The 26,821-nt window shown below is 67.9% G+C and carries 27 protein-coding genes and 1 riboswitch; of the genes, 10 read left to right on the top strand and 17 right to left on the bottom strand.

The window, feature by feature from the left end; all coding sequences use genetic code 11:
• Nucleotides 1–37 precede the first annotated feature (37 nt).
• Nucleotides 38–1,168, top strand: a complete 1,131-nt coding sequence (locus QW863_RS34150; RefSeq protein ID WP_315718444.1) for a cobalt-precorrin-5B (C(1))-methyltransferase — start codon at nucleotides 38–40, stop codon at nucleotides 1,166–1,168.
• Here the strand turns inward: QW863_RS34150 and cobM are convergent.
• From cobM to cbiE, 3 genes are read right to left on the bottom strand one after another with little or no spacing between them, the layout of a single operon-like run.
• Nucleotides 1,138–1,899, bottom strand: coding sequence for a precorrin-4 C(11)-methyltransferase (cobM, locus tag QW863_RS34155; RefSeq protein WP_315718443.1), 762 nt, complete (start codon nucleotides 1,897–1,899; stop codon nucleotides 1,138–1,140). The two genes, QW863_RS34150 and cobM, sit on opposite strands and share 31 nt — an antisense overlap.
• The gene (locus tag QW863_RS34160; RefSeq protein WP_315718442.1) at nucleotides 1,896–2,300 is read right to left on the bottom strand and encodes a cobalamin biosynthesis protein; all 405 of its coding nucleotides are present in this window, start codon (nucleotides 2,298–2,300) and stop codon (nucleotides 1,896–1,898) included. The genes cobM and QW863_RS34160 overlap by 4 nt, the downstream gene beginning before the upstream one ends.
• Nucleotides 2,297–3,532: a precorrin-6y C5,15-methyltransferase (decarboxylating) subunit CbiE gene (cbiE, locus tag QW863_RS34165; protein WP_315718441.1), complete on the bottom strand. Its 1,236-nt coding sequence runs from the start codon at nucleotides 3,530–3,532 to the stop codon at nucleotides 2,297–2,299. Before cbiE ends, QW863_RS34160 begins: the two co-directional genes overlap by 4 nt.
• 14 nt (nucleotides 3,533–3,546) lie before the next feature.
• Between cbiE and QW863_RS34170 the strand changes: the two genes are divergently transcribed.
• Entirely contained in the window at nucleotides 3,547–4,320 is a 774-nt protein-coding gene (locus tag QW863_RS34170) for a cobalt-precorrin-6A reductase (protein ID WP_315718440.1), read from the top strand.
• Here the strand turns inward: QW863_RS34170 and cobJ are convergent.
• The 8 genes from cobJ to QW863_RS34210 are packed head-to-tail and all read right to left on the bottom strand — an operon-like array spanning nucleotide 4,284 to nucleotide 13,217.
• The gene (gene cobJ, locus QW863_RS34175) at nucleotides 4,284–5,051 is read right to left on the bottom strand and encodes a precorrin-3B C(17)-methyltransferase (RefSeq protein WP_315718439.1); all 768 of its coding nucleotides are present in this window, start codon (nucleotides 5,049–5,051) and stop codon (nucleotides 4,284–4,286) included. The genes QW863_RS34170 and cobJ overlap by 37 nt on opposite strands.
• Complete coding sequence (locus QW863_RS34180) at nucleotides 5,048–5,806, bottom strand: precorrin-2 C(20)-methyltransferase (RefSeq protein WP_315718438.1); 759 nt, start codon at nucleotides 5,804–5,806, stop codon at nucleotides 5,048–5,050. Before QW863_RS34180 ends, cobJ begins: the two co-directional genes overlap by 4 nt.
• Nucleotides 5,803–6,435: a precorrin-8X methylmutase gene (locus tag QW863_RS34185; RefSeq protein ID WP_315718437.1), complete on the bottom strand. Its 633-nt coding sequence runs from the start codon at nucleotides 6,433–6,435 to the stop codon at nucleotides 5,803–5,805. The genes QW863_RS34180 and QW863_RS34185 overlap by 4 nt, the downstream gene beginning before the upstream one ends.
• Nucleotides 6,428–7,702 (bottom strand): precorrin-3B synthase, encoded by a 1,275-nt coding sequence (cobG, locus tag QW863_RS34190; protein ID WP_315718436.1) that lies wholly within the window; start codon nucleotides 7,700–7,702, stop codon nucleotides 6,428–6,430. The genes QW863_RS34185 and cobG overlap by 8 nt, the downstream gene beginning before the upstream one ends.
• The gene (gene cobN, locus QW863_RS34195; RefSeq protein WP_315718435.1) at nucleotides 7,699–11,118 is read right to left on the bottom strand and encodes a cobaltochelatase subunit CobN; all 3,420 of its coding nucleotides are present in this window, start codon (nucleotides 11,116–11,118) and stop codon (nucleotides 7,699–7,701) included. The genes cobG and cobN overlap by 4 nt, the downstream gene beginning before the upstream one ends.
• A 9-nt stretch (nucleotides 11,119–11,127) precedes the next feature.
• The gene (gene cobW, locus QW863_RS34200) at nucleotides 11,128–12,165 is read right to left on the bottom strand and encodes a cobalamin biosynthesis protein CobW (RefSeq protein WP_315718434.1); all 1,038 of its coding nucleotides are present in this window, start codon (nucleotides 12,163–12,165) and stop codon (nucleotides 11,128–11,130) included.
• Nucleotides 12,166–12,185: 20 nt separating this feature from the next.
• Nucleotides 12,186–12,581: a DUF1636 domain-containing protein gene (locus QW863_RS34205; RefSeq protein WP_315718433.1), complete on the bottom strand. Its 396-nt coding sequence runs from the start codon at nucleotides 12,579–12,581 to the stop codon at nucleotides 12,186–12,188.
• Between the two features lie 3 nt (nucleotides 12,582–12,584).
• Entirely contained in the window at nucleotides 12,585–13,217 is a 633-nt protein-coding gene (locus QW863_RS34210) for a HupE/UreJ family protein (RefSeq protein WP_315718432.1), read from the bottom strand.
• A gap of 118 nt (nucleotides 13,218–13,335) precedes the next feature.
• A riboswitch (cobalamin riboswitch) is annotated at nucleotides 13,336–13,529 on the bottom strand.
• Between the two features lie 34 nt (nucleotides 13,530–13,563).
• Between QW863_RS34210 and cobU the strand changes: the two genes are divergently transcribed.
• Genes cobU through QW863_RS34225 form a run of 3 tightly spaced genes read left to right on the top strand, consistent with a single transcriptional unit; the run spans nucleotide 13,564 to nucleotide 16,223 of the window.
• On the top strand, nucleotides 13,564–14,100 hold the full coding sequence (gene cobU, locus QW863_RS34215) for a bifunctional adenosylcobinamide kinase/adenosylcobinamide-phosphate guanylyltransferase (protein ID WP_315718431.1): 537 nt from the start codon (nucleotides 13,564–13,566) through the stop codon (nucleotides 14,098–14,100).
• 16 nt (nucleotides 14,101–14,116) lie between these two features.
• A complete protein-coding gene (cobO, locus tag QW863_RS34220; protein WP_315718430.1) occupies nucleotides 14,117–14,725 on the top strand; it encodes a cob(I)yrinic acid a,c-diamide adenosyltransferase in 609 nt (202 codons plus the stop codon).
• 4 nt (nucleotides 14,726–14,729) lie between these two features.
• Nucleotides 14,730–16,223: a cobyric acid synthase gene (locus tag QW863_RS34225; protein WP_315718429.1), complete on the top strand. Its 1,494-nt coding sequence runs from the start codon at nucleotides 14,730–14,732 to the stop codon at nucleotides 16,221–16,223.
• Here the strand turns inward: QW863_RS34225 and cbiB are convergent.
• Entirely contained in the window at nucleotides 16,210–17,181 is a 972-nt protein-coding gene (gene cbiB / locus QW863_RS34230; RefSeq protein ID WP_315718428.1) for an adenosylcobinamide-phosphate synthase CbiB, read from the bottom strand. The two genes, QW863_RS34225 and cbiB, sit on opposite strands and share 14 nt — an antisense overlap.
• Nucleotides 17,182–17,218: 37 nt before the next feature.
• On the opposite strand from cbiB, the gene cobD reads away from it, so the two are divergent.
• Nucleotides 17,219–18,250, top strand: coding sequence for a threonine-phosphate decarboxylase CobD (gene cobD, locus QW863_RS34235; RefSeq protein ID WP_315718427.1), 1,032 nt, complete (start codon nucleotides 17,219–17,221; stop codon nucleotides 18,248–18,250).
• Here the strand turns inward: cobD and QW863_RS34240 are convergent.
• The 3 genes from QW863_RS34240 to cobT are packed head-to-tail and all read right to left on the bottom strand — an operon-like array spanning nucleotide 18,247 to nucleotide 20,611.
• Entirely contained in the window at nucleotides 18,247–18,966 is a 720-nt protein-coding gene (locus QW863_RS34240; RefSeq protein ID WP_315718426.1) for an adenosylcobinamide-GDP ribazoletransferase, read from the bottom strand. The genes cobD and QW863_RS34240 overlap by 4 nt on opposite strands.
• Nucleotides 18,963–19,556 (bottom strand): histidine phosphatase family protein, encoded by a 594-nt coding sequence (locus QW863_RS34245; RefSeq protein WP_315718425.1) that lies wholly within the window; start codon nucleotides 19,554–19,556, stop codon nucleotides 18,963–18,965. The genes QW863_RS34240 and QW863_RS34245 overlap by 4 nt, the downstream gene beginning before the upstream one ends.
• Nucleotides 19,556–20,611 carry a nicotinate-nucleotide--dimethylbenzimidazole phosphoribosyltransferase gene (gene cobT / locus QW863_RS34250; RefSeq protein ID WP_315718468.1) on the bottom strand — a complete coding sequence of 352 codons (1,056 nt, stop codon included), beginning with the start codon at nucleotides 20,609–20,611 and terminating at the stop codon, nucleotides 19,556–19,558. Before cobT ends, QW863_RS34245 begins: the two co-directional genes overlap by 1 nt.
• A 143-nt stretch (nucleotides 20,612–20,754) precedes the next feature.
• On the opposite strand from cobT, the gene QW863_RS34255 reads away from it, so the two are divergent.
• The gene (locus QW863_RS34255; protein ID WP_315718424.1) at nucleotides 20,755–23,112 is read left to right on the top strand and encodes an Orn/Lys/Arg decarboxylase N-terminal domain-containing protein; all 2,358 of its coding nucleotides are present in this window, start codon (nucleotides 20,755–20,757) and stop codon (nucleotides 23,110–23,112) included.
• Nucleotides 23,113–23,120: 8 nt separating this feature from the next.
• Nucleotides 23,121–23,693, top strand: a complete 573-nt coding sequence (locus QW863_RS34260) for a GNAT family N-acetyltransferase (protein WP_315718423.1) — start codon at nucleotides 23,121–23,123, stop codon at nucleotides 23,691–23,693.
• A gap of 9 nt (nucleotides 23,694–23,702) precedes the next feature.
• Here the strand turns inward: QW863_RS34260 and QW863_RS34265 are convergent, their stop codons facing one another.
• Both QW863_RS34265 and QW863_RS34270 read right to left on the bottom strand, forming a co-directional pair.
• Nucleotides 23,703–23,915, bottom strand: a complete 213-nt coding sequence (locus tag QW863_RS34265) for a hypothetical protein (protein WP_315718422.1) — start codon at nucleotides 23,913–23,915, stop codon at nucleotides 23,703–23,705.
• Between the two features lie 431 nt (nucleotides 23,916–24,346).
• Nucleotides 24,347–25,396 (bottom strand): hydroxyacid dehydrogenase, encoded by a 1,050-nt coding sequence (locus QW863_RS34270; RefSeq protein WP_315718421.1) that lies wholly within the window; start codon nucleotides 25,394–25,396, stop codon nucleotides 24,347–24,349.
• A 151-nt stretch (nucleotides 25,397–25,547) separates the two neighbouring features.
• Here QW863_RS34270 and QW863_RS34275 point away from each other — a divergent pair, with 151 nt between their 5' ends.
• Nucleotides 25,548–26,099, top strand: a complete 552-nt coding sequence (locus tag QW863_RS34275; RefSeq protein ID WP_315718420.1) for a thiamine pyrophosphate-binding protein — start codon at nucleotides 25,548–25,550, stop codon at nucleotides 26,097–26,099.
• The gene (locus QW863_RS34280; RefSeq protein ID WP_315718419.1) at nucleotides 26,096–26,695 is read left to right on the top strand and encodes a thiamine pyrophosphate-dependent enzyme; all 600 of its coding nucleotides are present in this window, start codon (nucleotides 26,096–26,098) and stop codon (nucleotides 26,693–26,695) included. The genes QW863_RS34275 and QW863_RS34280 overlap by 4 nt, the downstream gene beginning before the upstream one ends.
• Nucleotides 26,696–26,821 lie beyond the last annotated feature (126 nt).

A 26,821-nucleotide genomic window follows, 5' to 3' on the forward strand; every position in this document is an offset into this window, starting at 1 on the left:
CCGCCGAGGCTTGGCAAAATGTGCTATGCGAACGGACATGAAGGAAACTGCGGATCCGCCGAACCAACCGCTGAAGCGTGGCTGGACGACCGGCAGCTGCGCCACGGCTGCGGCGCGCGCCGCCTACGAGCTGCTGATCACGGGCAACTGTCCTGCCATGGTCGAGATCGCCTTGCCCGGCGGACGTCGCGTCGGCTTTGCGATCGCGATGCATGAGACCGACGGCACCAAGGCAACCGCGGGCGTCGTCAAGGACGCCGGCGACGATCCCGATGTCACGCACGGTGCGCTGGTCAAAGCGACTCTGCAGCGCGGTGCAGACAAGTCCGGCGTGACGTTCCGCGCCGGCCCCGGCGTCGGCACAGTGACGCGACCGGGATTGCCGCTGCCGCCGGGAGAACCTGCGATCAATCCGGTGCCGCGCGAGATGATCGCGGCGGCGATCAATGAGGCCGCTGCAGCGCTCGGCGCGGCGCGCGATGTGGCCGTAGAGATCTCCATTCCCGGCGGCGAGGAGCTCGCCAGGAAGACGCTGAACCCGCGGCTCGGCATTGTCGGCGGCCTGTCGATCCTCGGCACCACGGGAATCGTGGTGCCGTTCAGTTGTGCTGCCTGGATCCACTCCATCTATCGCGGTATCGACGTCGCGCGCGCGGCTGGCCTGCCGCACATCGCCGGCGCGACGGGAAGCACGTCCGAGAAGGCCGTGCAGCAGCTCCATGGCCTGCCGGAGACGGCGCTGATCGACATGGGCGATTTCGCCGGCGGCATGTTGAAATATCTGCGCCGGCATCCGGTCGCCCGCGTCACCGTGGCCGGCGGCTTCGCCAAGATGACCAAGCTCGGCCAGGGCCTGCTCGACCTGCATTCGCGCGCCGGCGAGGTCGATCTCGGCTGGCTCGCGAACACGCTGCATGACGCGGGGGCGCCGGCCACGCTGGTCACGAGCGCACGCACGGCCAACACCGCGCTGCAGGTGCTGCAGGAGGCCGAGCGGGTCGGATTTCCCGCCGGCGAGGCCGTCGCGCTCGCCGCCTGGAAGACGGCGCGGCGTGCGCTGGGCGACAACGACATGGTCCTCGACGTCGCCGTGTTCGACCGTGACGGCCGGCTGGTGGGACAAAGTCAGGGACCGGCTCATTCGCCCCTCCCCCGGAAGCGCCGCTGATAGCCGGTATCGTACAGCGCGCTGTCGCGAAAATCCTCGGCTGCGAGCGCGCGGCCCACGAGGATCAGCGCGGTCCGCTCCACGGCGGAAGCCGCGGCTTGTCCGACGATCGTCGCCAGCGTGCCGGTCAGGACCAACTGATCCGGCCAGCTCGCGCGATAGACGATCGCCACCGGGCAGTCGTCGCCGTAATGCGGCCGCAGCTCGTCAACGACTCTATCGAGAACGTGGATCGAGAGATGGATGGCGAGCGTGGCGCGCGACTGCGCGAACAGCGAGAGCTGCTCCGTCTCCGGCATGGCCGACGCGCGGCCGGACGTCCGCGTGAGCACCACCGATTGGGCGAGGCCCGGCAAGGTCAGTTCGCGGCCAAGCGCGGCGGCAGCCGCCGCGAACGACGGCACGCCCGGTGTGATCGTGTACGGGATCCGCAACGCATCGAGGCGCCGCAATTGCTCGCCGAGCGCGCTCCAGATCGAGAGATCGCCGGAATGCAGTCGCGCCACATCTTCGCCCGCGAGCGTGGCGCGCTCGATTTCGGCGACGATCTCGTCGAGCGACATCGGTGCCGTGTCGACGATACGCGCGCCGGGTGGACAATGATCGAGCAGCGCCCGAGGGACCAGCGAGCCCGCATAGAGACACACCGGGCAGCGCGCGATCAGGTCGCGGCCGCGCAAGGTGATCAGGTCCGGCGCGCCTGGACCCGCGCCAACGAAATGCACCGTCATGAGGCAGGCTCCGCAACAATGGCGCCGTCGCCCTCCGCCACCGCGCAGGTCGCTACGGCGTTTGCGACGCGCACGAGGATCAGTCGGGCATTCACGCCGGCGGCAGCGAGCGCCGCCGTCTCGGCAACCGAAGGTACACCCTTCAAGCACCTGACGCGATCGCTCCGCGTGATCGCGCGATCGGCAACAGCCGCCATGTCAGCAGAGGCGATGGCGACGAGCGGACGGCCAAGCCGTTGCGCGGCGCAGATCACGCCAGGCTCACTGGCCTTGTCAGCCGCAGTGGCGAGCACCGCCACGTCTGCGGGCGCGAGGCGCACAAGCGAGAGCGCATGCGCGATGACCGCCTCGATATCTGCGACGTCGGCGGCACGCCGGCAACCAATCCCGAGCGCGATCATGGCTTCGTCACCCGCCACTGCGTGATCGGCATGGCCTGCCGCCAGCCATGCATGCGGCCAACCGGCTCGATGCGCGAAACGGCGATGCGGATCAGTTCACCGCCATGCTGGCCGAACAACGCGCTCAGCCGCGTCTCGCCTTCGAGCGACACCACGTTGGCGACGAGGCGGCCGCCGGGTTTCAGCCGCGACCAGACGGCTTCGAACACCCCCGCTTCCGAAATGCCGCCGCCGATGAAGACCGCATCCGGCGTTTCGAGATCCGCCAGCACCGCTGGCGCGCGCCCCGTCACCAGTGTCAGCTCGGGAGTGCCGAGCGCCAGCGCGTTGCGCATCGCCCGGTCGGCCCGGTCCTGGCGCGCCTCGATGCCGATTGCGCGCAACGAGCCATGACGCAGCAGCCACTCGATTGCCACCGAACCCGAGCCCAGCCCGACGTCCCACAACAGCTCGCCCGGACGCGGCGCCAGGGCCGACAACGTCACGGCGCGGAGCTCGCGCTTGGTCAACTGGCCGTCATGCTCGAACAGGTCATCGGCAAGACCGGCGGTCAGCGGGATCACGGGCGCATCAACCTCCGCTTCGACATCGATCGCGATCGTCGTCAGCGGATGAATATCAGAGAGATCGAACGCGTCGGCCGACGCGCTGCGCACCCGTTCGTGCGCGCCGCCGATCGCTTCCAGCACCGTCAGGCGCGAGCGTCCCATGCGGCGTGAGGTCAGCAGCGCGGCGAGCCGTGCGGCAGTGGAACCGTCCCAGGCCAGGGCCAGAATGCGCGCCGCCGGCGCGAGATGGCGGATGATCCCTTCGAGCGGGCGGCCGTGCAGCGTCACCTGCGTCACATCCTGCAGCGGCCAGCCGAGCCGTGCCGCTGCGAGGCTGAAGGCCGAGGGCTGCGGGACGCAAAGCATCTCGGCGGACGCGAAACGCTGCATCAGCTGCTTGCCGACGCCGTAGTTGAAAGGATCGCCGCTTGCGAGAACGACGACGGGCTCTCCCCGTCGCGCCGCGATCTGGTCGAACGCGAGCTTCAGCGGGCTGGGCCAGGCCAGCCGTTCCCCCGCAATCAACGGCGCCGCAAGCTCGAGATGGCGCGCGCCGCCGACCACGAGCGCCGCCTGCGCGATGAGACGTCGTGCAGACGTTGAGAGACCGTCAACACCATCCTCGCCAATCCCGACGATGGACAGCCAGCGCTGCGCGTTGCAAGTTGCGGCCGAGTTCACCATGGACCCTGCCCCGCATGCGCATCCTCATTCTCGGCGGGACGACCGAGGCTTCGGAGCTGGCGAAGCTGCTCGCCGGCGACGACCGGTTCGCTGCGACGCTCTCGCTCGCCGGCCGCACCGCTTCGCCCAGACCGCAGCCGCTGCCGACGCGCATCGGCGGCTTCGGCGGCATCGCCGGACTGGAAGCCTGGCTGCGCGATCATGCAATTGACGCCGTCGTCGATGCCACGCATCCCTACGCCGACCAGATCTCGCGACATGCGGTTGCAGCCTGCCATGCGCTGTCGGTGCCGCTGGCGTCGATCCGGCGCGCGGCATGGCAACGTCAGGACGGCGACCGCTGGATCGAGGTCAGCAGTGCCGACGACGCGGCTTCCGCGCTCGGAGCAGATACGGCGCGTGTGTTCCTCAGCCTTGGTCGCCTGGAGCTCGCAGCCTTCGCAGCAGCCCCTCAGCATCACTACGTCGCGCGAACCATCGATCCGCCTGGCGACGTCGCGTTGCCGCCCGACATTCGCTTCGTCCACGATCGCGGGCCGTTCGACGAGGCGACAGAGGGAGCCTTTCTGACCCAGGAGCGCATCGCCTTCGTGGTGTCGAAGAACTCCGGAGGCGCCGCGACCTATCCGAAGATCGCAGCCGCGCGGCGGCTCGCGATTCCCGTGGTGATGATCGCCCGACCCGACAAGCCGCAGGGCGTCGCGCTGGGCGGCGCGCGAGCCGCGTTGCAATGGCTGGAGGCACGACTGGCTCATGCGCCGCCCTCGACCTCGCGGCGCAGCGTATAGACGTAGGGCGCCTTTCCCTCGCGCGCGATCAGGCGCGTGGCGGTCGATCCGATCAGCACGAGCGTTCGCATGTCCGCCTTGCCGGGATCGACCTCACCCAAGGTGGTGATGATCCGTCGGACATCACCACTGCCGGCGGCCCGCACCATGACGACGACGGTCGACTCCGGCTTGATCCGCCGCAACAGCGCGAACGCCTCGCCCAGCTGATGAGGTCGCGCCTTGGACAGCGGATTATACAGCGCGATGACGAAGTCGGCGGCGGCAGCCGCCTCGAGGCGGCGGCGGATGGTCGTCCAGCTCTTGAGATTGTCGGACAGCGAGATCGCGCAGAAGTCGCCACCGAGCGGCGCCCCGACCTCGGCCGCCGCCGCCAGCATCGCGGTGACACCAGGCTCGACGCGGATGTCGAGGTCACGCCACGCCGCCGGTCCCGCCTCGACCGCTTCGAACACCGCCGCGGCCATCGCGAACACGCCGGGATCACCGCCCGACACCACCGCGACCTGCTTGCCGTCGCTTGCGAGCCCGAGTGCGTGGCGGGCGCGGTCGAGCTCGACGCGATTGTCACTGGCGTGCCGGATTTGACCCGGACTCGTCGTCGTCACCCTGTCGAGATACGGTCCATAGCCGATCAGATCGGTCGCGCCTGCGATGGCGGCCGCGGCGGCCGGCGTGATCAGTTCGGCCCGCCCCGGGCCGACGCCCACGATCGTCAGCGTACCCGTCATAGCCGACGCCCTTGTCCGGGGATCAGGATCATCGAGAAATAGGGGCCGCGGTCCAGTTCCACCTCGGCCAGCGGCGCGACACGCTGCGCTTCCATCGTACCGCGCTCGACATAGAGCGCGCGATCGAGCAATCCGGCGCTGATGATCGCGCGCTTCACTTTAGCAAGGTTGCGCCCGACCTTCATGATGACGGCGGCCTCGCAACGCGTCAGCCGGTCATGCAGGACGTCCTCGCCCAGCGTGCCCGGCAGCACGGACAGGACATCGTCGCCCCAGGTGATGGGAACATTGGCCTTGGTCCAGCAGCCGGACATGCCGGTGACGCCCGGGACGACCTCGACCGGATGATCGCGCTCGAGCCGCCGCCACATATGCATGAACGAGCCGTAGAAGAACGGGTCGCCTTCGGACAGCAGACCGACCGATCGCCCCGCCGCCAGATGCGCGGTGATGCTCTCCGACGCGCGCCGGTAGAAATCGGCGATCTGGGACTGATAGGACAAGTCGGCGACGGGCAATTCCTCCGTGACCGGATATTCGAGCCGCAGCTCGTGGCGGCCGGATTCCATCAACGGCGCCACGATCCGTCGCGCGTTGCCTTCCATGCCGCGCTTGGCAAAGAACGCCACCACATCGACGGACCGAACCAGACCAGCGGCGCGCAAGGTCAGATAGCGAACGTCGCCCGGACCGACGCCGATGCCGTACAGCGTACCCGGATCGGCCGAGCCCGCGATGGTGTCGAGCAGGCTCATTCGACGTCGCTCGCGATCGCATTCACCGCCGCAACCGCCATGGCGCTGCCGCCCTTGCGGCCCTTGACGATCAGATACGGTACCCGACCATCGGCCGCGAGCGCCTCCTTGGACTCGCGGGCTCCCACGAACCCCACAGCCGTTCCGATCACCGCCGCCGGTCGCGGCGCGCCCTGATCGAGCATGTCGAGCAGATGAAACAATGACGTCGGCGCATTGCCGATCGCCACCAGGGCGCCGCCGAGGTGCGGCCGCCACAGCTCCAGCGCTGCTGCGGATCGGGTCGTGCCGAGCTGCGCGGCGAGCGCCGGCACCTCGTGCGCATCGAGCGTGCAGATGATCTCGTTCCTCGCCGGCAACCGCGCCCGCGTGATCCCCTGCGCCACCATCTTGGCATCGCACAGGATCGGCGCGCCACGATCGAGCGCCTCCCGCGCCGCGGCGGCGAAGTGTTCGGACATCGCGATGTCGGAGGTGATCTCGACCATGCCGCAGGCATGGATGATACGCACGGCGATCTTCTCTTCCAGTCCGCGGAAGCGCGACAGATCGGCCTCGGCGCGGATGGTCGCGAACGAGCGGCGATAGATCTCCGCGCCGTCCTTGATGTAGTCGCGCAGCTCAGACATCGGCCTTTTCTTTCGTTTCGAACAGTCCGTCGACGTCGATCTCGGTGGGATCGAGCATGCCGCAGGGCTCGCTCTTCACCGTGCCGTTGCGGACGACGTGATAACCTTCGCCCTCGCCGACCAGCACGACGTCCGCGGCTGCCGAGCGTGCGCAGCCCTTGGCGCAGCCGGAGACGTGCAGCGTACCGTTGAATCCAGTCCGAGCCATCGCATCCGCGAGCAGGCCGGCATGCTGTCGCGTCGCCAGTCCGGTCGATGGACAGCAGCCGACGCCCGAGCAGGCGTCGATGCGCATCAGTGGATCGGCATCGTCGACGACCAGGCCGAGCCGGGCGGCATCCGCCGCCAGTTGCTCCGCGGTCACGGCACCCGCGGCGACATAAAGCGCGCGCCATGGTGACAAGCGGACCTCGGCGACATCATGTGCCGCAAGCATGGCCGCGAGCCGCGCCAGCGTGCCGCTATCAATGCGGCCGAACGGCACGCCGAGACCGACGGCGCAGGTTTGATCCGTCAGAGCGATGACGCCGCAACGTCGCTGCGAAATGGTTGCTGACGCCGTTGCGATGGCGTTTGAAACATCGAGGCCCAGTTCAGCGCGGATGGCAGCGCTCGCTTGCGGCTGCAACGTCGCGGAACGTCGCGTCGGGCTGTGTTGCAGCACCAGCCGCGCGAGGTGAACGGCCGTCGACGCCGCGTCGGTCACGGCTGCCGTTCCCAGCCACACATCGTCGTTCGAACCGGCAATGCCGGCGGCGATCCGCCTTGCCTCAGTGCCACCACAGGCGACGAGACGAACATCCGCGGCGAGCCCGGTCAGCGGCAGCCTGCCGCCGCCGTCCAGCGCAAAGCCGAACTTGGCCGGCAGCGCATGGAGCGCCTGATCCGAGGCCAGCAGCGTCTCCAGCTCGGCGGCGACGGGGCGCATGTCGACCCATTCGGCCGGGTCGAGTCCCGCCAGCGGGTTGACGACGATGTTGCGGATGGCCTCGAGCTCGGCGCTGTCATCGAGCAGGCCGAGCGATGCCATCAGCTCCCACAGCGGCGCGAGCGTCTCGGACGATACGCCACGAATTTGCAGATTGGCGCGGCGCGTGAGGTCGATCTGGCCGTTGCCGTAGCGCCGAGCGGCCTCGGCAAGCTCACGCAGCGCCGACACCGGCAACGCGCCACCATGCGGCCGGACACGAACGATGAGGCCGTCGCCGCTCGGCATCGGCCTCCGCGCGCCCGGGCACCAGCCCTTGATCTCGACCGAGGCGGTCATGACGCGCTCTCCGCTTGCGTCAGGCGCGCGCGGGCATGCGCAAGCTCATCGGCGACGGCATTCCGGCGTGGCACCCACAGCTGCCGTCGCAGCGCGTCTTCGAATCGCGCCACGATCGCGGCGACGGCCGCGGGATTGCGTGCGGTCATGCCGTCCAGCACGGCCTCGTCGCGCAGCAGCGCACCATGCGCCAGATCGAACAGGTGCTCGGCAACGGTGTCGGAGGTGGCCGCAAAGGCGTAGAGCGCGTCGACGCCCTGCGCGATCTCGGCGACGCCGCGGTAGCCATGCGCGAGCATTCCCGCGATCCAGCGCGGATTGGTGAGACGGCCGCGCACCACGCGGGCAATCTCCTCGCTGAAGCTCCGCGCCGCCGGCGCCTCCGGACGGCTGGTGTCGAGATGAAGCAGTACGGGCGACGCGCCGAGCGACGCTGCAGCGGCTGCGAAGCCTCCGGCGAAATCGGCCACCTCCTCGCCATCGAGGAGGTCGCGCTCACGATCGTCCTGCGGATGCACGAGGGCATCGGCGCTGCGGACACGGGCGCGGAACGTGTCGGAGGCCGACACGCCGTCATGCGCTCCGCCGAAACTGTAAGCGGTGCTCTCAAGATACGCTTCGCCGAGCTGCGACCGGCTCGTCCAGTCCATCCCGAGCGCGAGGTCGGCGGCAACGGCGCCGTAGCTGCCGGGCGCGCCGCCGAACACGCGCGCCAGGCTCTCGCCGCGCCGCCGTGCCGCGGCCAGCGGATTGTCGGCATCGTCCTCGTCGAGTGACGCCACCTTCTGCACGGCGAGATCAAACAGCGCGATCTGCGCTTCGAACAGGTCGCGGAACAGCCCCGAGATCCGCAGCGTCGCATCGATGCGCGGGCGGTCGAGCATCGCCAACGGCAGCACGTCGACGCCGGTGACCCGATTGGAGTTGAGGTCCCAGCGCGGCCGCGCGCCGAGATAAGCCAAGGCCTGGGCCAGATCGTCGCCGCCCGTGCGCAGCGATGCGGACGCCCAGAGATCGAGCATGAGCGCGCGCGGGTAGTCGCCATGATCCTGCAAATAGCGCCGGATCACCTCATCAGCCGCGCGTACGCCGACCACGGCCGCGGTCCGGGTCGGGATCGCGCGCGGATCGATCGCGGTCAGATTGCGGCCCGTGGGCAGCACGTCGAGACGGCCGCGGCTCGGCGCGCCGGCGGGACCGGCAGCGACGCGGCGACCGTCGAGTGCCGCGAGCAACGCGCTTCGCTCGGCCGCAGCGCTCGCGGCGATCCGTGCGGCGATGTCGGCGCGATCGACCGTCACCGCCTGCCCCATCGCCGCCGTGATCGCATCGGCCAGCAGGGCGGTCGCCGCCGTGTCGGGCGCCTCCCCAAACACATGCAGGCGGTCGCGCACCGCGAGCTCCTTGATGTCGCAGAGCTGCGCATCGAGCTGCGCGATCGCCTCGCGTCCGGTCATGGCACGGTCGAGCCCGCAATCGGCGGCCAGGCCGCCCTGCCAGGCCCGCGCGACGATCTCCTCCTCGAGCAGTTTCAGGCGGCGTTTGTCGAGGCCATCCGCCTCAGCATATTCCTCGACCAGCCCCTCCAGCTCCAGCAGGGATCCGTGCAGACCGGCCTGCGACAGCGGCGGCGTCAGATGCCCGAGCGTCAGTGCCGACAACCGCCGCTTGGCCTGCATCGCTTCGCCGGGATTGTTGACGATGAAGGGGTAGATCACCGGCAGCGGGCCCAGCACGGCCTCCGGCCAGCAGGCATTTGACAGCGCCAGCGCCTTGCCCGGCAGCCATTCCAGCGTGCCATGCGCACCAAGATGGATCAGCGCATCGATCAGCTCGGCCTCTCGCAGATATGCATAGAGCGCGACATAGGCGTGCCGCGGCGGCACGCTGGTGTCGTGATAACCGGACTTGCGATCGGCGCGACTGCCACGATCCGGTTGCAACAAGATCAGGAGTTTTCCCGCACGCAGCACCGGAAAATGGAAGGCGCCATCCCGGAACGCCGGGTCCGCTTCCGCCTCTCCCCAGATGTCATGTAGCGCACGCTGCAGATCGTCCGGCAACAGCACCAGAGCACACCGATAGGCCGCGAGCGGCACCACGAGCTCATCCGCCTCGTCCCGCAGCAGCGTTTCGATATCGTCCGTGGTCGGCGCTACGCGGCCGATGTCGTACCCCGCCTCCGCCAACAGCCGCGCAATGGCGGCTGCGCTTGCGCTGGTGTCGAGACCGACGGCGTAGCCGCGGCGGCCGCCGCGCGACGGATAATCGGAGAGCACCAGCGCCACACGCCGCTCGCCGGCCGGCAGCCCCCGCAATTGCGCCCATCGCGCCGCCAGCTGCGCGACGTAAGCAATGCGGTCCTGTTGAGGTACATAGCGCATCGCGCTGAACTGCAGACGCTCATCCGCCGGCGCCTCGCCCTTGAACGCAATCGGGCGCGCCAACAGCCGGCCGTCGAGCTCCGGCAGCACGACATTCATCGCGAGGTCCGTCGGCGACAGTCCGCGCGCCGACGAGGCCCAGGCCTCTTCCGTGCTCTGCGCCTGGATGATTTGCAGAACTGGTGCATCGGCCACGTCGAGCACCGTGGTGCCGTCGTCGCGCAGCGCCGAGAACGCGGTGGCGTTCAAAATGATCGCAGGACGCCGGCGCTGGACGAGTCGCGCCAGTGCATCCCCAATATTGGGATCCTTCAGGCTGGTCACCGCGACCGCGACTGCCGCCAGCCCTTTGGCTTCGATCGCCCGCATCAGCTCAGCAATCCCGGCCGTATCGGCAGCGAGCAGGCTCGCACGGTAGAACACGATCAGCGCGCTCGGCCGCGCATCATCATGGCTGCAGAGATCATCGATGCCGACGGCTCCGCGATCGGGCATGAAGCCGACGATCGAACCGATCGCGATCGGTTCGGCAAACTGCGCGTCGCGCCCGAGCAGCGTCGCGAGATAGCGCAGGGCCTCGCGCGCATTGCCGACCCCGCCCTCGTGCAGATAACCGTAGAGACGCGAGGTCGCGTCCTGCGGCAAGGTCGAGAGCTCAGCAAGCCTGTCGTCGGCGCGATCGTCACCCGGCAGTGCCGCGAACAGGATGTGGCGGCTGCGGCAGACCGATGCGATGCGCTCCAGCCCGTAGCGCCAATAGTCGAGCCCGCCGAGACAGCGCACGACGACGGCGCGCGCGCCCAGCACGACGCGGTCGACATAGAGATCGACCGACATCGGATGCTTCAGCCGTTTCAAGCTGGCGAGGCGCAGGCTCGGCAGGTCATCCGACGACACGGTCCAGGCTTCGGCCAGCGCCGACAGGTCGGTGTCCGAGAACGACAGCACGACGATCTCGGCCGGCGACTGTGCAAGATCCACGGCCTGTTCGAGGTCGTCGAGATCCGCGCCCGTTGTCGCCAGCAGGTGCATCGGTGACGCCTATCCTGTGATCAGGCTCTGGATGGCGGCGGCATCGAGGCCGCGCTCGCCGATGATCACCAGCCGCCCCTGCCGCGATTCGCCCGAGCGCCACGGGCGCTCGAACTGATGCTGGATGCGGCTGCCGACGGCCTGCACCAGGAGGCGCAGCGGCTTGCCGGCGACTTCCACGAACCCTTTCACCCGCAACACATCATGTGCGTCGACGGCGGCCGCGATGCGGTCGACGAGCGCATCGGGCGAAGCCTGCGCCGGAACGTCGAGCACGAAACTCTCGAAATCGTCGTGATCGTGCTCGGCCTCGTTGTCGTGATGCGACGGCCGGGCCGCGAGATCGTCCTCCGCGGCGGCACCGAGTCCGAGCAGCACCGAAGCCGACAGCCTGCCGTGCTCCGTCGCGATCACCTTGACGGCACGCTGCACCTTGGCCGCGATCTCGGCGGCGACATCCTTGCGCTGCTCCTCGCTCATCAGGTCGCTCTTGTTCATCACGACGAGATCGGCGCACAACAGCTGGTCCTCGTAGACCTCCTCCAGCGGATTGTCGTGATCGAGCGACGCATCGGTGGCGCGCTGCGCGGCGAGCGCTTCGGGATCATCGGCGAAGCGTCCCGCGACCACCGCCGGACCATCGACGACCGCAACGACGCCGTCGACGGTGACGCGCGTCGCGATCTCGGGCCAGTTGAAGGCCTGCACCAGCGGCTTCGGCAGCGCCAGCCCCGAGGTCTCGATCACGATATGCTCAGGCGGCTCCTTCTGATCCAGCAGGCTCCTGAGCGCGGGGACGAAATCATCGGCAACGGTGCAGCACAGGCAGCCGTTCGACAGCTCGACGATGCGATCCTCCGGACAATCCGGCACGCCGCACCCCTTCAGGATGTCGCCGTCGATGCCGACATCGCCGAACTCGTTGACGATGATGGCGAGCCGGCGACCGTTCGCGGTCTCGATCAGGTTGCGCACCAGCGTGGTCTTGCCGGCGCCGAGGAAACCGGTGACGATGGTGCAAGGCGTCTTGGCGAACGACTTCGTCATGGCGATACGATCTCTCGTTTTCAGCGTGGCGCTGACAGCGCAGGCACGCGCGCGACGGTGTTCTTGCGAATGTATTCGGGACGCTCGCGCCAGGCCGGCAGGCCGGCGTCATGGCGCTGATGCAGTTGCGCAAATGTCAGCACATCCCGCGCATGCAGATCCGGATCGAGGGCGCCGAGCACATAGGTCCATTTGCCCGGCGCCGTCACCGCAACCGTGCACGCACGATTGCAGTTCGACAGACACTCGACACCGACAACGGTGACACCGGCGCGCTGCGCGGTCGGCAACGTCTCGATCGCGGCGAGCAAACGGGCTCCGGCCCGCGGCTGATCAGGCGGCGTAGGTTCCGTCCCCTGCGAACGGCAGGTGACGCAGACGAACAGCGTCGTCTCACCAGTCTCCGATGCGGTCATCAATCAGCCGATCACGCCAGCCGCGGTCGCCGCGGCGACCCCACCCACCAGCACGATGGCAGCGCCCGCGAGCCGCAGCGCCAGCGGCGCAGCCGTCTTGGCCTTCGCCGACAGCAGCCTGGTGCCGAGGAACGCGCCGGCGGCGATGATGGTCTGGATCACGAGCAGACCGACGAGATAGGCCCCGAGCGGGGTGTTCTCGGCCCCGACGATCGATTCGCCCAGCGCATATCCATGGACGAGGCCGGTCACGGCGAACAGGCCGGCGACGGGCAGCACACCGAAACGGCCACGCATCACCACCACCAGCCCAACCACGACGGTGGTCAGGCCGACCAGCAGCTCGGCAGCCGGGATGTTGGCCTTGGCCACATGAAGGCCGACGCCCGCGATCATCGCGGTGGTGAAGGCGAGCACCGGCGCGAAGCCGCGGCCCAGAAGCGCTGCAACGATGCCCGCGCCCACGATCGCCGCCAGATGGTCGATTCCGATGACAGGATGGCCGAGGCCGGACAGCATCCCCTGCGCAAACGTCTGCGGCAGTTTGCCACCCATCATGTGATGCGCGAAGGCGGGATCGGTGGCGAGCAGCATCAGGCTCGCGGCTGCAAAGGTCGTGGTACGGGTCAACTTCATGGCCGTCTCCGTCGCTTGCCGGCTCCCCAGAGGACCGGACGATGCGCTGCATCCGACGGCACCCCGCCCATCCCGGCGGGATCAGAACCAGCATCGCGACTCCCCGCGCGACGGGTCGGCCAACAGCAATGTCGACGGCAGGTCTCCTGGCTCTCGGGTCACCGCATGAAGCCACCTTCCCGGTTTCCCAGTGGTGTCTTGGCCTCACACTCGCCGATTACAGTTGCGGGGGCAGCCACGGCCTTGGGTCAAGAACCCGCACCGTGTTCCCTAAATCTCTCCTTTCGGAGAACCGTCATCTGTTAGATACGGGTCGCACCAAAGCCCGTCAATCGGAATCGTCCCCATGGTCCCCGCCCCGCCGCATCCCGCCCTGCCGCGCCTGACGCTGGTGCTCGGCGGTGCGCGCTCGGGCAAGAGCCGCCATGCCGAGGCCCTCGTCACCGCCCTTCCGCCGCCTTGGACCTATGTTGCGACCGCGCAGGCCTTCGACGCCGAAATGACCGACCGGATCGCCCAGCACAAGGCGCGCCGCGCCGAGGGATGGCAGACGCTGGAGACGGCGCATGATCTCGCGGGCCTCGTCCGGTCAAGTGGAGAATCGGGCGTACCGATGCTGATCGATTGCCTGACGCTCTGGCTCAGCAACGTGATGCTCGCCGACATGAACGTGGCGGCAAGATCAGCCGAGCTGATCGACGCGCTCAGGAACGCGCATGGCCCGATCGTGGCGGTGTCCAACGAAGTCGGACTGGGCATCGTGCCGGACAACGCGCTCGCGCGCGCCTTTCGCGACGCCCAGGGGCGACTGAACCAGGACATCGCGGCCTTAGCGGATCGCGTGATCCTGATGGCGGCGGGACTGCCGCTGACGTTGAAGTGACGAGGAGACAATGCCGATGACCGGAAGCGCCGACGATTCACGCCACAAGGCGAAGATGGAGAACCGCAAGGCGGTGCAGGATGCCGAGGTCGCCTCCAAAACCGTGGAGAAGGGCCTGCTGATCGTTCACACCGGCAAGGGCAAGGGAAAATCGACGGCGGCGTGGGGCCTGATGCTGCGCGCACTCGGCCGCGGCTTTCGCATCGGCGTCGTGCAGTTCGGCAAAGGCGCGTGGGAAACCGGCGAGCGCAAGGCGATCGAGAAGTTCGGCGATCAGGTGTCGTGGCACACGCTCGGGGAAGGCTTTACGTGGGAGACGCAGGATCGTGCGCGCGACGTCGCCGCGGCCGAGCGCGCCTGGGCGAAGGCTAAGGAGCTGATGGCGGATCCGTCGATCCGGCTGCTCGTCCTCGATGAGCTCAACATCGCGCTGCGCTACGATCACCTTGATATCGCAGACGTCGTCGCCACGCTCGCAGGGCGCCGTCCCGATCTGCACGTCGTCGTCACCGGGCGCAACGCCAAGCCGGAGCTGATCGAGGCCGCCGATCTCGTCACCGAGATGAACCTCGTGAAGCATCATTTCGCGGCCGGCGTGAGGGCGCAGGAAGGCATCGAGTACTGAGCTCATGAGCGCGCGGGCCATCATGTTCCAGGGCACCGGCTCCGACGTCGGCAAATCGCTGATCGTCGCGGGGCTCGCGCGCGCGCTGACATTGCGCGGCCTCAAGGTGGCGCCGTTCAAGCCGCAGAACATGTCGAACAACGCCGCCGTCACCGCTGATGGCGGCGAGATCGGCCGTGCCCAGGCGCTGCAGGCGCGCGCGGCGCGGCGGCCGATGACGGTGCACATGAACCCGGTGCTGCTGAAGCCACAAAGCGAGATCGGGTCGCAGGTCGTGGTGCAGGGCCGCGTCATCGGCACCGCCAAGGCGTCCGCCTATCAGGCGATGAAGCCGCAACTGATGGCGGCCGTGCTCGACAGCTTCCATCAACTCGCGGCGGATGCCGACATCTTGCTGGTCGAAGGCGCAGGCTCCGCCTCCGAGATCAACCTGCGCGGCGGCGACATCGCCAACATGGGTTTCGCGCAGGCGACGCAGATTCCGGTGGTGCTGATCGGCGACATCGATCGAGGCGGCGTGATTGCGAGCCTGGTCGGCACCAAGACGGTGATCGCGCCCGACGATGCCGCGCGCGTGGCAGGTTTCCTCGTCAACAAGTTTCGCGGCGACCCCGCCTTGTTTGCGTCGGGCATGAACGAGATCGCGCAGCGGACGGGGTGGACATCGCTCGGGCTCATTCCGCATTTTTCGGATGCGCGCCGCCTGCCAGCGGAGGACGCGCTTGGCCTGGCTGAACGCGGATCATCGGGAGGACAACGGCCGAAGGTCGTCATCCTCGCCTACCCGCGCATTTCCAATTTCGACGAGTTCGATCCGTTGCGGCTGGAAGATGGAATCGATCTGCAGTTCTTGCGGCCAGGCACGCCGATCCCCGGCGACGCATCGATGGTGATCCTGCCGGGCTCGAAGGCGACGATCGCCGATCTCGCCGCCCTGCGTGGCGCCGGCTGGGACATCGATCTTATCGCGCATCTTCGCCGCGGCGGTCGCGTGCTCGGCATCTGCGGCGGCTATCAGATGCTGGGGCGCGTGATCAGCGATCCCGATGGGCACGAGGGTGCAGCTGGTTCCGTCGCGGGACTTGGCCTGCTCGACGTCGAAACGACCCTGACCGATGACAAGGCGTTACGCGAGGTCCAGGGCACGCTGACGCACGATAAGCTCTCGTTCCGCGGCTACGAGATGCACATCGGCCGCACGGAGGGACGGGCGACACAGCGCCCCTTCCTGACCTTCTCCGATGGCCGGCGCGATGGCGCCATCGCGCCTGATGGCCTGGTAGCCGGCTGCTACGTGCATGGCCTGTTCGCCGACGACGGCCTGCGCAGCCATTGGCTGCGCGGCCTCGGCGCGACGACCAGCGGCCTCTCCTATGAGATCGATGTGGACACGACGTTGGATGCACTCGCGGCGCATCTCGAGCGCTACGTCGACGTTGACCGTATCCTGGCATTGGCGAGCAAGCCCGCGCCGCCCGTGGCGGCTACAGGATCCTGACCAGGACGAGTCCTGCGACGACCAGGGCCTGAACCAGACAGGCCAGCCGATACAGCCGCAAGGCCTGCCGGATGTCGGACGCGTCGAGATCGGCGCGCCCGTCGCCCATCCAGGCATCGGTGACGAGATGACCGTGATAGACGCGCGGCCCCGCCAAGCGCAGTCCGAGCGCACCGGCCATCGCCGCTTCGGGCCAGCCGGCGTTGGGCGAACGGTGCTTCGACGCATCGCGTGCAACGGCTCGCACCGCGGCCGAAGCCGAGGCGCTCGGGATGCAGGCCGCGGCGGCTGCGATCCACAGCGCGGACAGGCGCGAGGCCGGCAGGTTGACGAGATCGTCGAGCCGCGCCGCCGCCCAGCCGAACGCGCGGTGACGGTCCGAGAGATGACCGATCATGCTGTCGGCGGTGTTGAGAGCCTTGTAGATCAGGATGCCCGGCAGCCCGCCGACGACGAGCCAGAACACGGGCGCGACGACGCCATCGGAGAAGTTTTCTGCCAGGCTCTCGACCGCGGCCCGCGCAACGCCGGCTTCATCCAGCCGATCGGGATCGCGGCCGACGATCATCGAGACGGCTCTGCGGCCGCCCTCGAGCCCCTCCTGCCCCAGTCCCTCTGCAACCGCGGCGACATGCGTGTCGAGACTGCGCTGGGCCAGCAGGCTGCTTGCCGCCACACCAAGGATGATGGTTGCGACCGGTTCGCCGACGAGCGCCTGCATGACCCATGTTGCGGCGAGACCGGTGGCCATCATCCCCGCGACGAGCAGGCACACGAGCGCAATGCCGCGCGCGCGTCGTGCGGCAAAGCCGTCTGCTGCCCTGTTCCAGCGGCGGTCCCCCCATGCTATCAGCGCGCCCACCCACATCACGGGATGACCGATCCGCTGCACCAGGACCTGGGGATAACCGACCGCCGCCTCGACGAGGAGCGCCGTGAGCGCGAGAGAGACGAACATCGATCTCCGCTGAAGGAAAGACATGTAAAGGAAAGAGATGGACGACAGAGCGACTAGCATGCGCGCGGACGAGCCGGAAGCGATCCTTCACGGCGGCGATCTCGCTGCGATCAGCCGTCGCTATCCGGATGCGCCAGCGCCGTGGATCGATCTGTCGACCGGAATCAACCCGATCCCCTATCCCGTGCCGGCGATCCCGGCTGAGAGCTGGGCGCGTCTGCCTGGCAAATACGAGAATGACGCTTTACGCGCAGCGGCCGCGGCTCGCCATGGCGTGGCAGAGCCCGACATGATCGTTGCCGCGCCCGGCACGCAGGCGCTCTTGCAGATCCTGCCCAGACTGCGCCCACCCGCGACCGTCGCCGTGCTCGCGCCGACCTATGAGGAGCATGCGCTGTGCTGGCGCCGTTGCGGTCATCGCGTCAGTCTGGTCGATGATCTCGATGCGCTCGCTGGCGCCGATGTCGCCGTGGTCGTGAATCCCAACAATCCGACCGGCCGCCTGCTGCCGCGCGACGCACTGGTCAGCATCGCAGCGGGGCTGCGCCGGCGCGATGGTCTGCTGATCGTCGACGAAGCATTCATCGATCTTTATCCCGCCGATGCCAGCCTGGCAGCCGACTTGCCGCCGGCGACGATCGTGCTGCGCTCGTTCGGCAAGGTTTACGGCCTTGCCGGCGTCCGCCTCGGTTTCGCGATCGGCTCCGTCGACATTGTACGGCAACTCCGTGATGCGCTCGGGCCTTGGGCCGTGTCCGGACCGGCGCTCGCGATCGGAACGACGGCGTTGGCGGATGAAAACTGGTTGCACCAGACACGCGCCCGTCTCGCGAAGGATTGTTCGCGCATTGACGATCTTCTGAGCATGGCCGGCTGCGCGGTCCTCGGCGGCACGCCGCTGTTCAGACTGATCACATCGCCGAGCGCGCCTGACATTGCCGACCGGCTCGCCCGCCATGGCATCCATGTCCGGCGTTTTCCGGCTCAAACAAGCTGGCTGCGCTTCGGCCTGCCGGGCCATGAGACAGGCTGGCAGCGGCTAGCGCAGGCGCTCGGCAGCGCGTCCTAGCCGAGAACGCAGGCGGCAAGCAGCAGCGTTTCCGTGACCTCGATGCTGGCGCCATGGCAATCGCCGGTGATGCCGCCGAGCCGCCATTGCCAATAGAGCGCGATTCCCGGAACCAGAGCGATCGCGATCAGCGTCGGCACCGCACCGGCCAGCGCGCCGATCGCGAGCGCGCCGCCCCAGGCGACGATGACGTTCCAGCCGACGCTGTTCGAGATGCTCGCCCCCAGCCCTGGCTTCAACGACAGCAGGGTCTTATTGCAGATCAAAGTCCCCCAGCGTGCCCAGGCCGGGATCAGCACCAGCGCCCAGGCCGTCGGGCCCGTCGCCAGCTCGGCGATCAGCACCAGCTTGGCGGCGATCTGCAAGCTGATCGCGACGACGGCAAAGCTGCCGGCATGGGGATCGCCCAGCACGGCGATGAAGCGTTCCGGCTTGCCATGCGAGGCGCCGAACGCGTCGGCGACGTCGCCGAGCCCATCGAGATGCAGCGCGCCGGTGATCCCGATCCAGGCGACCAGCACGGTCAGCGCGACGATCCAGGGATCGGCATCATGAAAAAGGCGGCCGACCAGCGCCAGACAGGCGCCAATCACCAGTCCGGCTGCCGGAAACCAGACCGACGCCCGTGCAAGATCGTCCGGTCGCGACTCAGCGACCCGCGGTGTCGGCAGCCGTGTCAGGAACTGCAATGCGATCCAGAATTCACGCAGACTCATGGCTGGATGATCTCGACGATTTCGCCCCAAGATACACCATCACCGCCCAGCCCGGCTTCGAGCGTGATCCGCGTGCCGGGCCGGATGCGCAGGCTCCACAGCTGGCGCAGCGGCCAGCCGAGCAGATGCGAGAGCGCTGCGCGCATGGCGCCGCCATGCGCAACCACCAGAACCGGCGCAGGCTCGGGCCGGGCAAGGATACGATGTGTTGCGCGCGCCACTCGCGCCTGCAAATCGGACCAGCTCTCACCGCCCGGCGCCCGGACCTCAGCATCGGCATGGAAGGTGTCGAGCAAGGCTTCGCCTCCGGGCTCCGCGGCGATGTCGCGATGCGTCCGCCCGTCCCAGAGGCCGAAATCGAGCTCGCTCCAATCCGCGTCGATGTCCAGCGCGCAGCCGGTCAGCCGGGCATAATCCTCCGCGGCCGCACGTGCGCGCGCCAACGGCGAGCTGACGACGCTGTGCCAGATCCGGCTCCGCGTCTGCCGCCGGAATTGATCCCAGCCGGGCTCGCTGAGCGGCGGGTCGGTACGGCCGTCGAGATGGCCGTCCCGTCCTGTCGTCCCGTGCCGCAGCAGATCGATCCGCATCAGGCTTCGCGACCCGATACGGCGGCCTCGGCGAACGTCGCCATGCCGTTGTGGAGTGCGCAGGCGAGCCGGATGATCGGCAGCGCAGTGGCGGCGCCCGAGGCCTCGCCAAGCCGCAGATCGAGGTCGATCAGCGGACGGGCACCGAGCGCATCGAGCACGATGGCGTGGCCGCGCTCGGCCGAGCGATGCGAGAACAGCAGCCACGGACGGCAGGAGGGATTGAGGCGGACGGCGACCAGCGCCGCGACCGAGACGATGAAGCCGTCGACCAGCACCGGCCAGCGCCGCTGCGCGGCGGCGACGATCGCGCCGGCCATCGCAATGATCTCGAAGCCGCCGACGGCAGCCAGGACGTCCGCGACGGCCGCTCCCGCCGTGAGCCCGTGTCGCCCCAACGCATCGGCAATCACCGCGGCCTTCCTCGCCCGCCCGGCGGCGTCGAGCCCGGTGCCGCTGCCGACGATGTCCGCGGGCGCGCATGACAGCAGCGCAGCGGCGATCGCTGCCGCCGACGTCGTGTTGCCGATCCCCATCTCGCCGAAGATCACGAGCTGCGGCGCGTGATCGGCCTGCCGCGCCACCGCGCGCCGTCCGGCGTCGGCCGCGAACGCAACCTCCTCCGGCGTCAGCGCCGCCCCGGTGCTGAAGTCGCGCGTGCCGCGCCGCGGCTTGTCGACGACGACACCGGGCACCGGCTCATCCGCCAGCGTACCGACATCGACCACCTCGAGCGGACAGCCCAGGCTGCGCACCAGCACCGAGATCGCCGCGCCACCGGCCGCGAAGTTGTGCAGCATCTGCACCGTCACTTCCGGCGGATACGCCGACACGCCCCGTGCCGCGATGCCATGGTCCCCCGCGAACAGCACCACCGGGACCCTATCGGCCCCCGGCCGCTCCAACGCCTGCAGCGCCGCCAGCTCGACCGCCACCTGCTCCAATCGCCCAAGGGCGCCAATCGGCTTGGTCAACTGGGCCTGGCGTTCCAGCGCCGCCTGCCGATGGAGCTCGGACGGGGCCACACAATCAAGGCTGATCCATTCGGGAAGCACCACGGATCCTTTCAGCATCACTCGGGTTCAGGACGATTGCCACTGCGAGGCGGCCGAGACAAGCTCCGTGAGGCGCCCTATTGTCATCGAACCGTCATCGAACGTGACGACAGGTGGCTGCCCACGCAGCCCGAAAGACTCTCATGGAATACTTCCGCCGTTTCACCTTCCTGTTCGCCGCGCCGGTCTTCGAGACCGACGACCTTGCGGGCGTCCGCTTCAACCAGATCATCGAGGAGATCCAGCGCTCGGGCTTCGAGGTGGTGCGCGCCCGCAAGCTGGAGGACGCCGAGATCGCCGTGCAGACGGATGCCGCGATCGGCTGCATGGTTGTCGATTGGGGCAAGAAGGGCCTGGAAGGCAAGACGGCGTCGCTGATCAACCTGATGCGCCGTCGCGGACTGGACTTCCCGATCATCCTCCTGATCCGCCGCAAGCGGTTCGAGGATCTGCCGGTCGAGGTGCTCGACTTCATCGACGGATACGTCTTCCTGTCGGAGGAGACTCCCGCCTTCATCGCCAAGAACCTGGTCAGCCGGCTGAAGCAATATGCCGAGACACTGAAGACGCCATTCTTCGGCGCGCTGGTCGACTACGCCGAGGAAGGCAACCAGCTCTGGACCTGCCCCGGCCACAATGGCGGCGTGTTCTATAGCCGCAGCCCGATCGGTCGGGTGTTCGTCGAGCATCTCGGCGAGGCCGTGTTCCGGGACGACCTCGACAATTCCGTGCTCGATCTCGGCGATCTCCTGACCCATGAGGGGCCGGCGCTGCGCGCGCAGAAGGAAGCGGCGCAGATCTTTGGCGCCGAGAAGACCTATTTCGTCCTCAACGGTACCTCGACCTCCAACAAGGTCGTGCTCGGGGCCCTGGTCACCGACGGCGACCTCGTGCTGTTCGACCGCAACAACCACAAGGCCGCCCATCACGGCGCGCTGCTGATCTCCGGCGGCGTCCCGATCTACGTCCCAACGGTTCGCAACCCCTGGGGCCTGATCGGCCCGATGCGCTGGGATCTGCTCGATGAGGAGCACCTCCGGCAACAGATCCGCGACAACCCGCTGGTCAGGGACCCCGACGCTTGGCGCAAGCCACGCCCATTCCGCGTCGCAGTGGTCGAGCAGTGCACCTATGACGGCACGATCCACAGCGCCGAGATGATCCTGAAGCGGATCGGGCACCTCTGCGACTACATCATGTTCGACGAGGCCTGGGCGGGCTTCATGAAATTCCACCCGCTCTACGCCGGCCGCTTCGCCATGGGCCTCGGCGATCTCGGGCCCGACGCTCCCGGCATCATCGCCACGCAATCGACCCACAAGCAGCTCGCGAGTTTCTCCCAGGCATCGCAGATCCACGTCAAGGACCGCCACATCAAGGGACAGCGGCGGCGGATCGAGCATCGCCGCTTCAACGAAAGCTTCATGCAGCACGCCTCGACCTCGCCGTTCTACCCGCTGTTCGCCTCGCTGGACGTCGGCGCGCAGATGATGAAGGGCCGCTCCGGCGAGGTCCTGTGGGACGACACGATCCGGCTCGGCATCGAGTTGCGCAAGAAGATCCGGGCGATGCGCCGCGAATTCGAGGAGAAGGAGAAGGATCCGGCGCGGCGCTGGTTCTTCGAGCCATTCGTTCCGGATCGCGTATCGATCCCCGATGCGGCCAATCCCGGGGCTAGCCACGACGTGGCCTGGGAGGCGCTCTCGACCGACCAGCTTGCGACCGATGCCGCGCTGTGGCAGCTCGCGCCCGGGGCGGCATGGCACGGCTTTCCGGATCTCGCCGCTGGCTTCACCATGACCGACCCCAACAAGCTGACCCTGCTGACCCCAGGGTTCGATCGCGCCACCGGCGGCTATGCCGAGCACGGCATCCCGGCTCCGATCGTCGCGCAATATCTGCGCGAGAACCGCATCGTGGCGGAGAAGAACGACCTCAACTCGTTGCTCTTCCTGCTGACGCCGGGGGTCGAGGCGAGCAAGGCCGGAACCCTGATCAGCGGCCTGGTCGCCTTCAAGCGGCTCCACGATGACAACGTGCTGCTGGAGGACGCGATTCCGGAGTTCACCCGCAAGCGCTTTGCGCGTTACGGCAAGCTGCGGCTGCGCGACCTCTGCGCCGAGATGCACCGCTTCTACCGCGAGGCCGAGGTGAGCGCGCTGCAGGCGAAGCAGTTCCAGCCGCAGCACTTGCCCGAGATCGCGATGTCGCCGCGCGAGGCGGCGCGTGCGTTGATGCGAAACGAGGTCGACTACCTGCCGATCGACCAGATCGCCGGGCGCATCGCGACGACGCCGTTCGTGGTCTATCCGCCGGGCATCGCCACCATCGTTCCGGGCGAACGGCTGTCCGAACGCGCCCAGCCGATGATCGATTACCTCAAGATGTTCGAGCGGGCGTTCAACGCCTACCCCGGTTTCGACGTCGAGATCCAGGGGCTGTACAAGGAGCTCGACGAGTCCGGCCGGATCCGGCTCCATACCTATGTCTGCGCAGAGTAATTCGAACCATGGACAGCGCGATCACGGCTCGCGAGACCGAGCCGACGGTCCTCGTCAGGCCGTCACGCGACGAAGATGTCGAGGCCATGCTCTCGATCTACCGGCGGCACGTCCGCCGCGGGGTCGAGGACAGCGCCGCCGGTTCCGGGGCGCCCGAGCCGGACGATCTCAAGCAGCGGCGCAAGAATCTGCGCAATCATCGGCTGCCACATCTGGTCGCGACATTCCGCGGCGAGGTCGTGGGCTATGCCTATGTCGTCCTGTTCAGGAAGCGGCCAGCCTATCGGTTCGCGGTCAAGCATTCGATCTATGTCCACCATGAGCATCTCGGCCGTGGTGTCGGCCGGCTGCTGATGCAGGCGCTGATCGATGCTTCCGCAGCGGCCGGATATCGCCAGATGATCGGCTATATCGACGCCGACAACGTCGCCTCGCTCGGCATTCATGAGCGCTTCGGGTTCGCCAGGGTGGGGCTGCTTCCGGGCGTCGCCTACCGTTACGGCCGCTGGTGCGACACCGTGATGGTGCAGCGCTCGCTGGGCCCCGGGGCCAGCGACGCACCGGCTGGGCTGCGCCGCTGAGCCGCAAGGTCAGGAGGGAAAGTCGGCCGCCTTCACCTCGATGCGGTCGGCATGCAGCGACCAGTCGCGCAGCTCCTGCTGTTCGCAGAACCGGGACTTTGCGATCTCTGCGGCTTCGTCTTCGCTCTCGGCCTCAACCTCCAGCGTGCTCTGGCAAATCTCGCACTGGCGGCCGTTCTCGCCCAGCACGTCCTTCATGAAATGGATGACATAGCGCGACATGCAACCTCCTGTCTCTCACGGAGTGCTCGGAGGTGATGTTACCGCGCTTCCCAGCTCGCTGTTGACCGATATCAAGCGGTCGATGCAAATATTTGACGCAGCTCGTGGAACCGGCGCTCAGGCACCGACCGAAGGCAGGCTCGCCGCGGCGATTGCGACGAACTGCGAGACGGCGCGACGGACGCGGCCGTGGGTCGACTTCAGGATCGCGTTCAGCCTGCGCATCGGACCAACTTCCCTTCCGCGCCGAGCGAAAAACGTGGCCTAAGCTCATGGCGCCACAGGAAAAATGATCAGCCTTCATCGAGCTGTCGAGACAGCTCGGAAAATAGCAATGTCCGCTTCGCGGAAGCCGCCCGGGAGAGAAGATTTGTCGCCACCTCGCGGCTTGCGACGCATGAAATCTTCTCCTCGCAATTCCCCTCTCCCGGCTAGGCGGGTGTCACTCCGAATGCCTCGCGGAAACGGGCGCTGTAGCGCGGCCAGGCCTCGGGGTTGATGAGGCGCGGCGGCCGCCCGCCGTCGAGCGCGGCGAGCAGTTGCTCGGCGGCGATCCGGCCCATGTTCTGTCGCGCCTCGCGGGTCACGCCGGCCGTATGGGGACTCGCCAGCACGTTGTCGAACTGGAGCAGCGGATGGTCCGGCGGCGGCGGCTCCTTGGCCCAGACGTCGAGGCCGGCGCCGGCGATGCGCTTTTCGCTGAGGGCGGCGAACAGCGCCTCCTCGTCATGGATGAAGCCGCGGGCGGTGGTGACGAAATAGGCGTGTGGCTGCATCAGTGCGAACTCGCGGGCGCCGATCATGCCCCGGCTCTCCTTGGTGAGCGGGCAGTTGATCGAGACGAAATCAGAGCGCCGCATCAGGTCATCGAGTTCCACCTTCTCCGCGCCGCGTGCCGCGATCTCCTCCGGCGAGAGATACGGGTCATAGGCCAGCACCGCCATGCCGAGGAGGCCGCGGCACAGCTCGGCAACCCGGCGGCCGACATGGCCAAGCCCGACGATCCCGATCGTCCGCCCCTGCACCTCGTTGCCGATCAGATCGTTGCGGTTGACGTCGCGCTCCCGCCGCAGCCGGCGGTCGGACTGGATGATGCGCTTCGACAGGGTCAGCATCATGCCGAGCGTGTGCTCGGCCACCGAATGCGCGTTGCCGCCGGACTGGTTCACGACGAGGACGCCGGCCCCGGTGCAGGCGTCGACGTCGACCGGGTCGTATCCAGCCCCGTTGCTCGACACGACGAGGAGGTTTGGGGCGCGGCGCAGCAGGTCTGCATCGACATGGAAGCGCGGCGCGAGCTCGTCGCGGGCCGCCCCGATCTGGTAGGCGTGGGCCGCCGCGAGGATCGGCGCCGTCTCGGCCTCGGAGCTCTCGTTCTCCAGCCGGTCGAGCCGGACGTCGGGGCGTACGGCGAGCAGCTCGCTGAAGATCGGGTGGGCCAGATATTTGACGTAGAAGACGCGCTTGGAATTCGCGGCCATGAACAGGCGACCTCCTGGTGTCTTGGTTCTTGATGTCGGACTTGAAAGGCGGATGCCTGACCGGCCGGGCCGGCATGTTGACAATCGTCCCGGTGCCGTCAAGCTCAGCGCCAAACAGCGCCCCCCATCAGGGACGACCGGAGGAATAGCAATGGCCGCCGATGCCGATGCGGCGCGATCCGCAAGCACCGTGCCGAATTGGCACGAGATCGTGCTGCAGACGTTCAAGCGCAACGCCCTCGACCTCATCCCCTACGTTCCCGACCGTGTCCTGACGCCGCTGATCCACAGCCTGCACGACGATCCGTTCTTCACGACCTTTGCGACGGCGCGCGAGGAGGAAGCGGTCGGCATTCTCGCAGGCGCCTGGATGGGCGGGCGGCGCGGCGCGCTCCTGATGCAGACATCGGGCTTCGCGACCTTGCCCAACGTGCTGGCCTCGCTGGTCGTGCCCTGCCAGATCCCGCTGATCATGATCGTGTCCGAGCGTGGCACGCTCGGCGAATTCAACTACGGCCAGTCGCTGGTGTGCCGGACCATGCGCCCCGTGCTCGATGCGCTGGCGATGGAGCATCACACCATGACGCGCCTCGACGAGCTCGAATTCATCATGGACCGCTCGATCAAGCAGGCGGTGGCGACGCAGGCGCCGGTGGCGCTCATCCTGTCGCCGCTGCTGACCGGCGGAAAGGTGTTCGCATGAGCGCGACCATCAGCAACACCAAGGTCATGAACCGCGCTGACCTCACCTGCCGGCTGGTCGCAAAACTCAAGCACGAGGAAGCTGTCATCGGCGGCATCGGCAACACCAATTTCGATCTGTGGGCGGCGGGCCCGCGGCCGCAGAATTTCTACATGCTCGGCAGCATGGGGCTTGCCTGCCCGATCGCGCTCGGCGTCGCCCTGGCGCAGCCGCAGCGCCGGGTGTTCGCGCTCGAGGGCGACGGCTCGCTGCTGATGCAGCTCGGCTGCCTGACCACGATTGCGACGCTGGCGCCGAAGAATTTGGCCATCATCGTCATGGACAATGGCGTCTACCAGATCACCGGAAACCAGCCGACGCCGGCCCGGAACGCCGACATCGTCGCCATTGCCGCCGGCTGCGGCATTGGCGCCAGCCATTGGGCCGCAGACGAGGAAGATTTCGAACGCTTGATCGATGTTGCGTTCGAGGCGCCCGGCCCGGTGCTGATTGCGGCGAAGATCGACGACAAGCCCGGTGTGGGCGCCACCAGGCGCGATCCGGCACAGATCCGCGAGCGCTTCATGCAGGGTCTGGGAGTCCGGCAGCCGATCTGAGGCGCCTGACGAAAGCTGTCTGCGGTACGATGGGAAGGCCAACGTCCGGCTTCCGAGCCGCATTAACTACACCGGTGCCTCAAGCGACCGTGACCCCGGTTCGTGGCCCGGAACGTGCTAAGCAGC

This window comes from Bradyrhizobium sp. SZCCHNR1017, assembly GCF_032381375.1.
GTDB lineage: Bacteria > Pseudomonadota > Alphaproteobacteria > Rhizobiales > Xanthobacteraceae > Bradyrhizobium.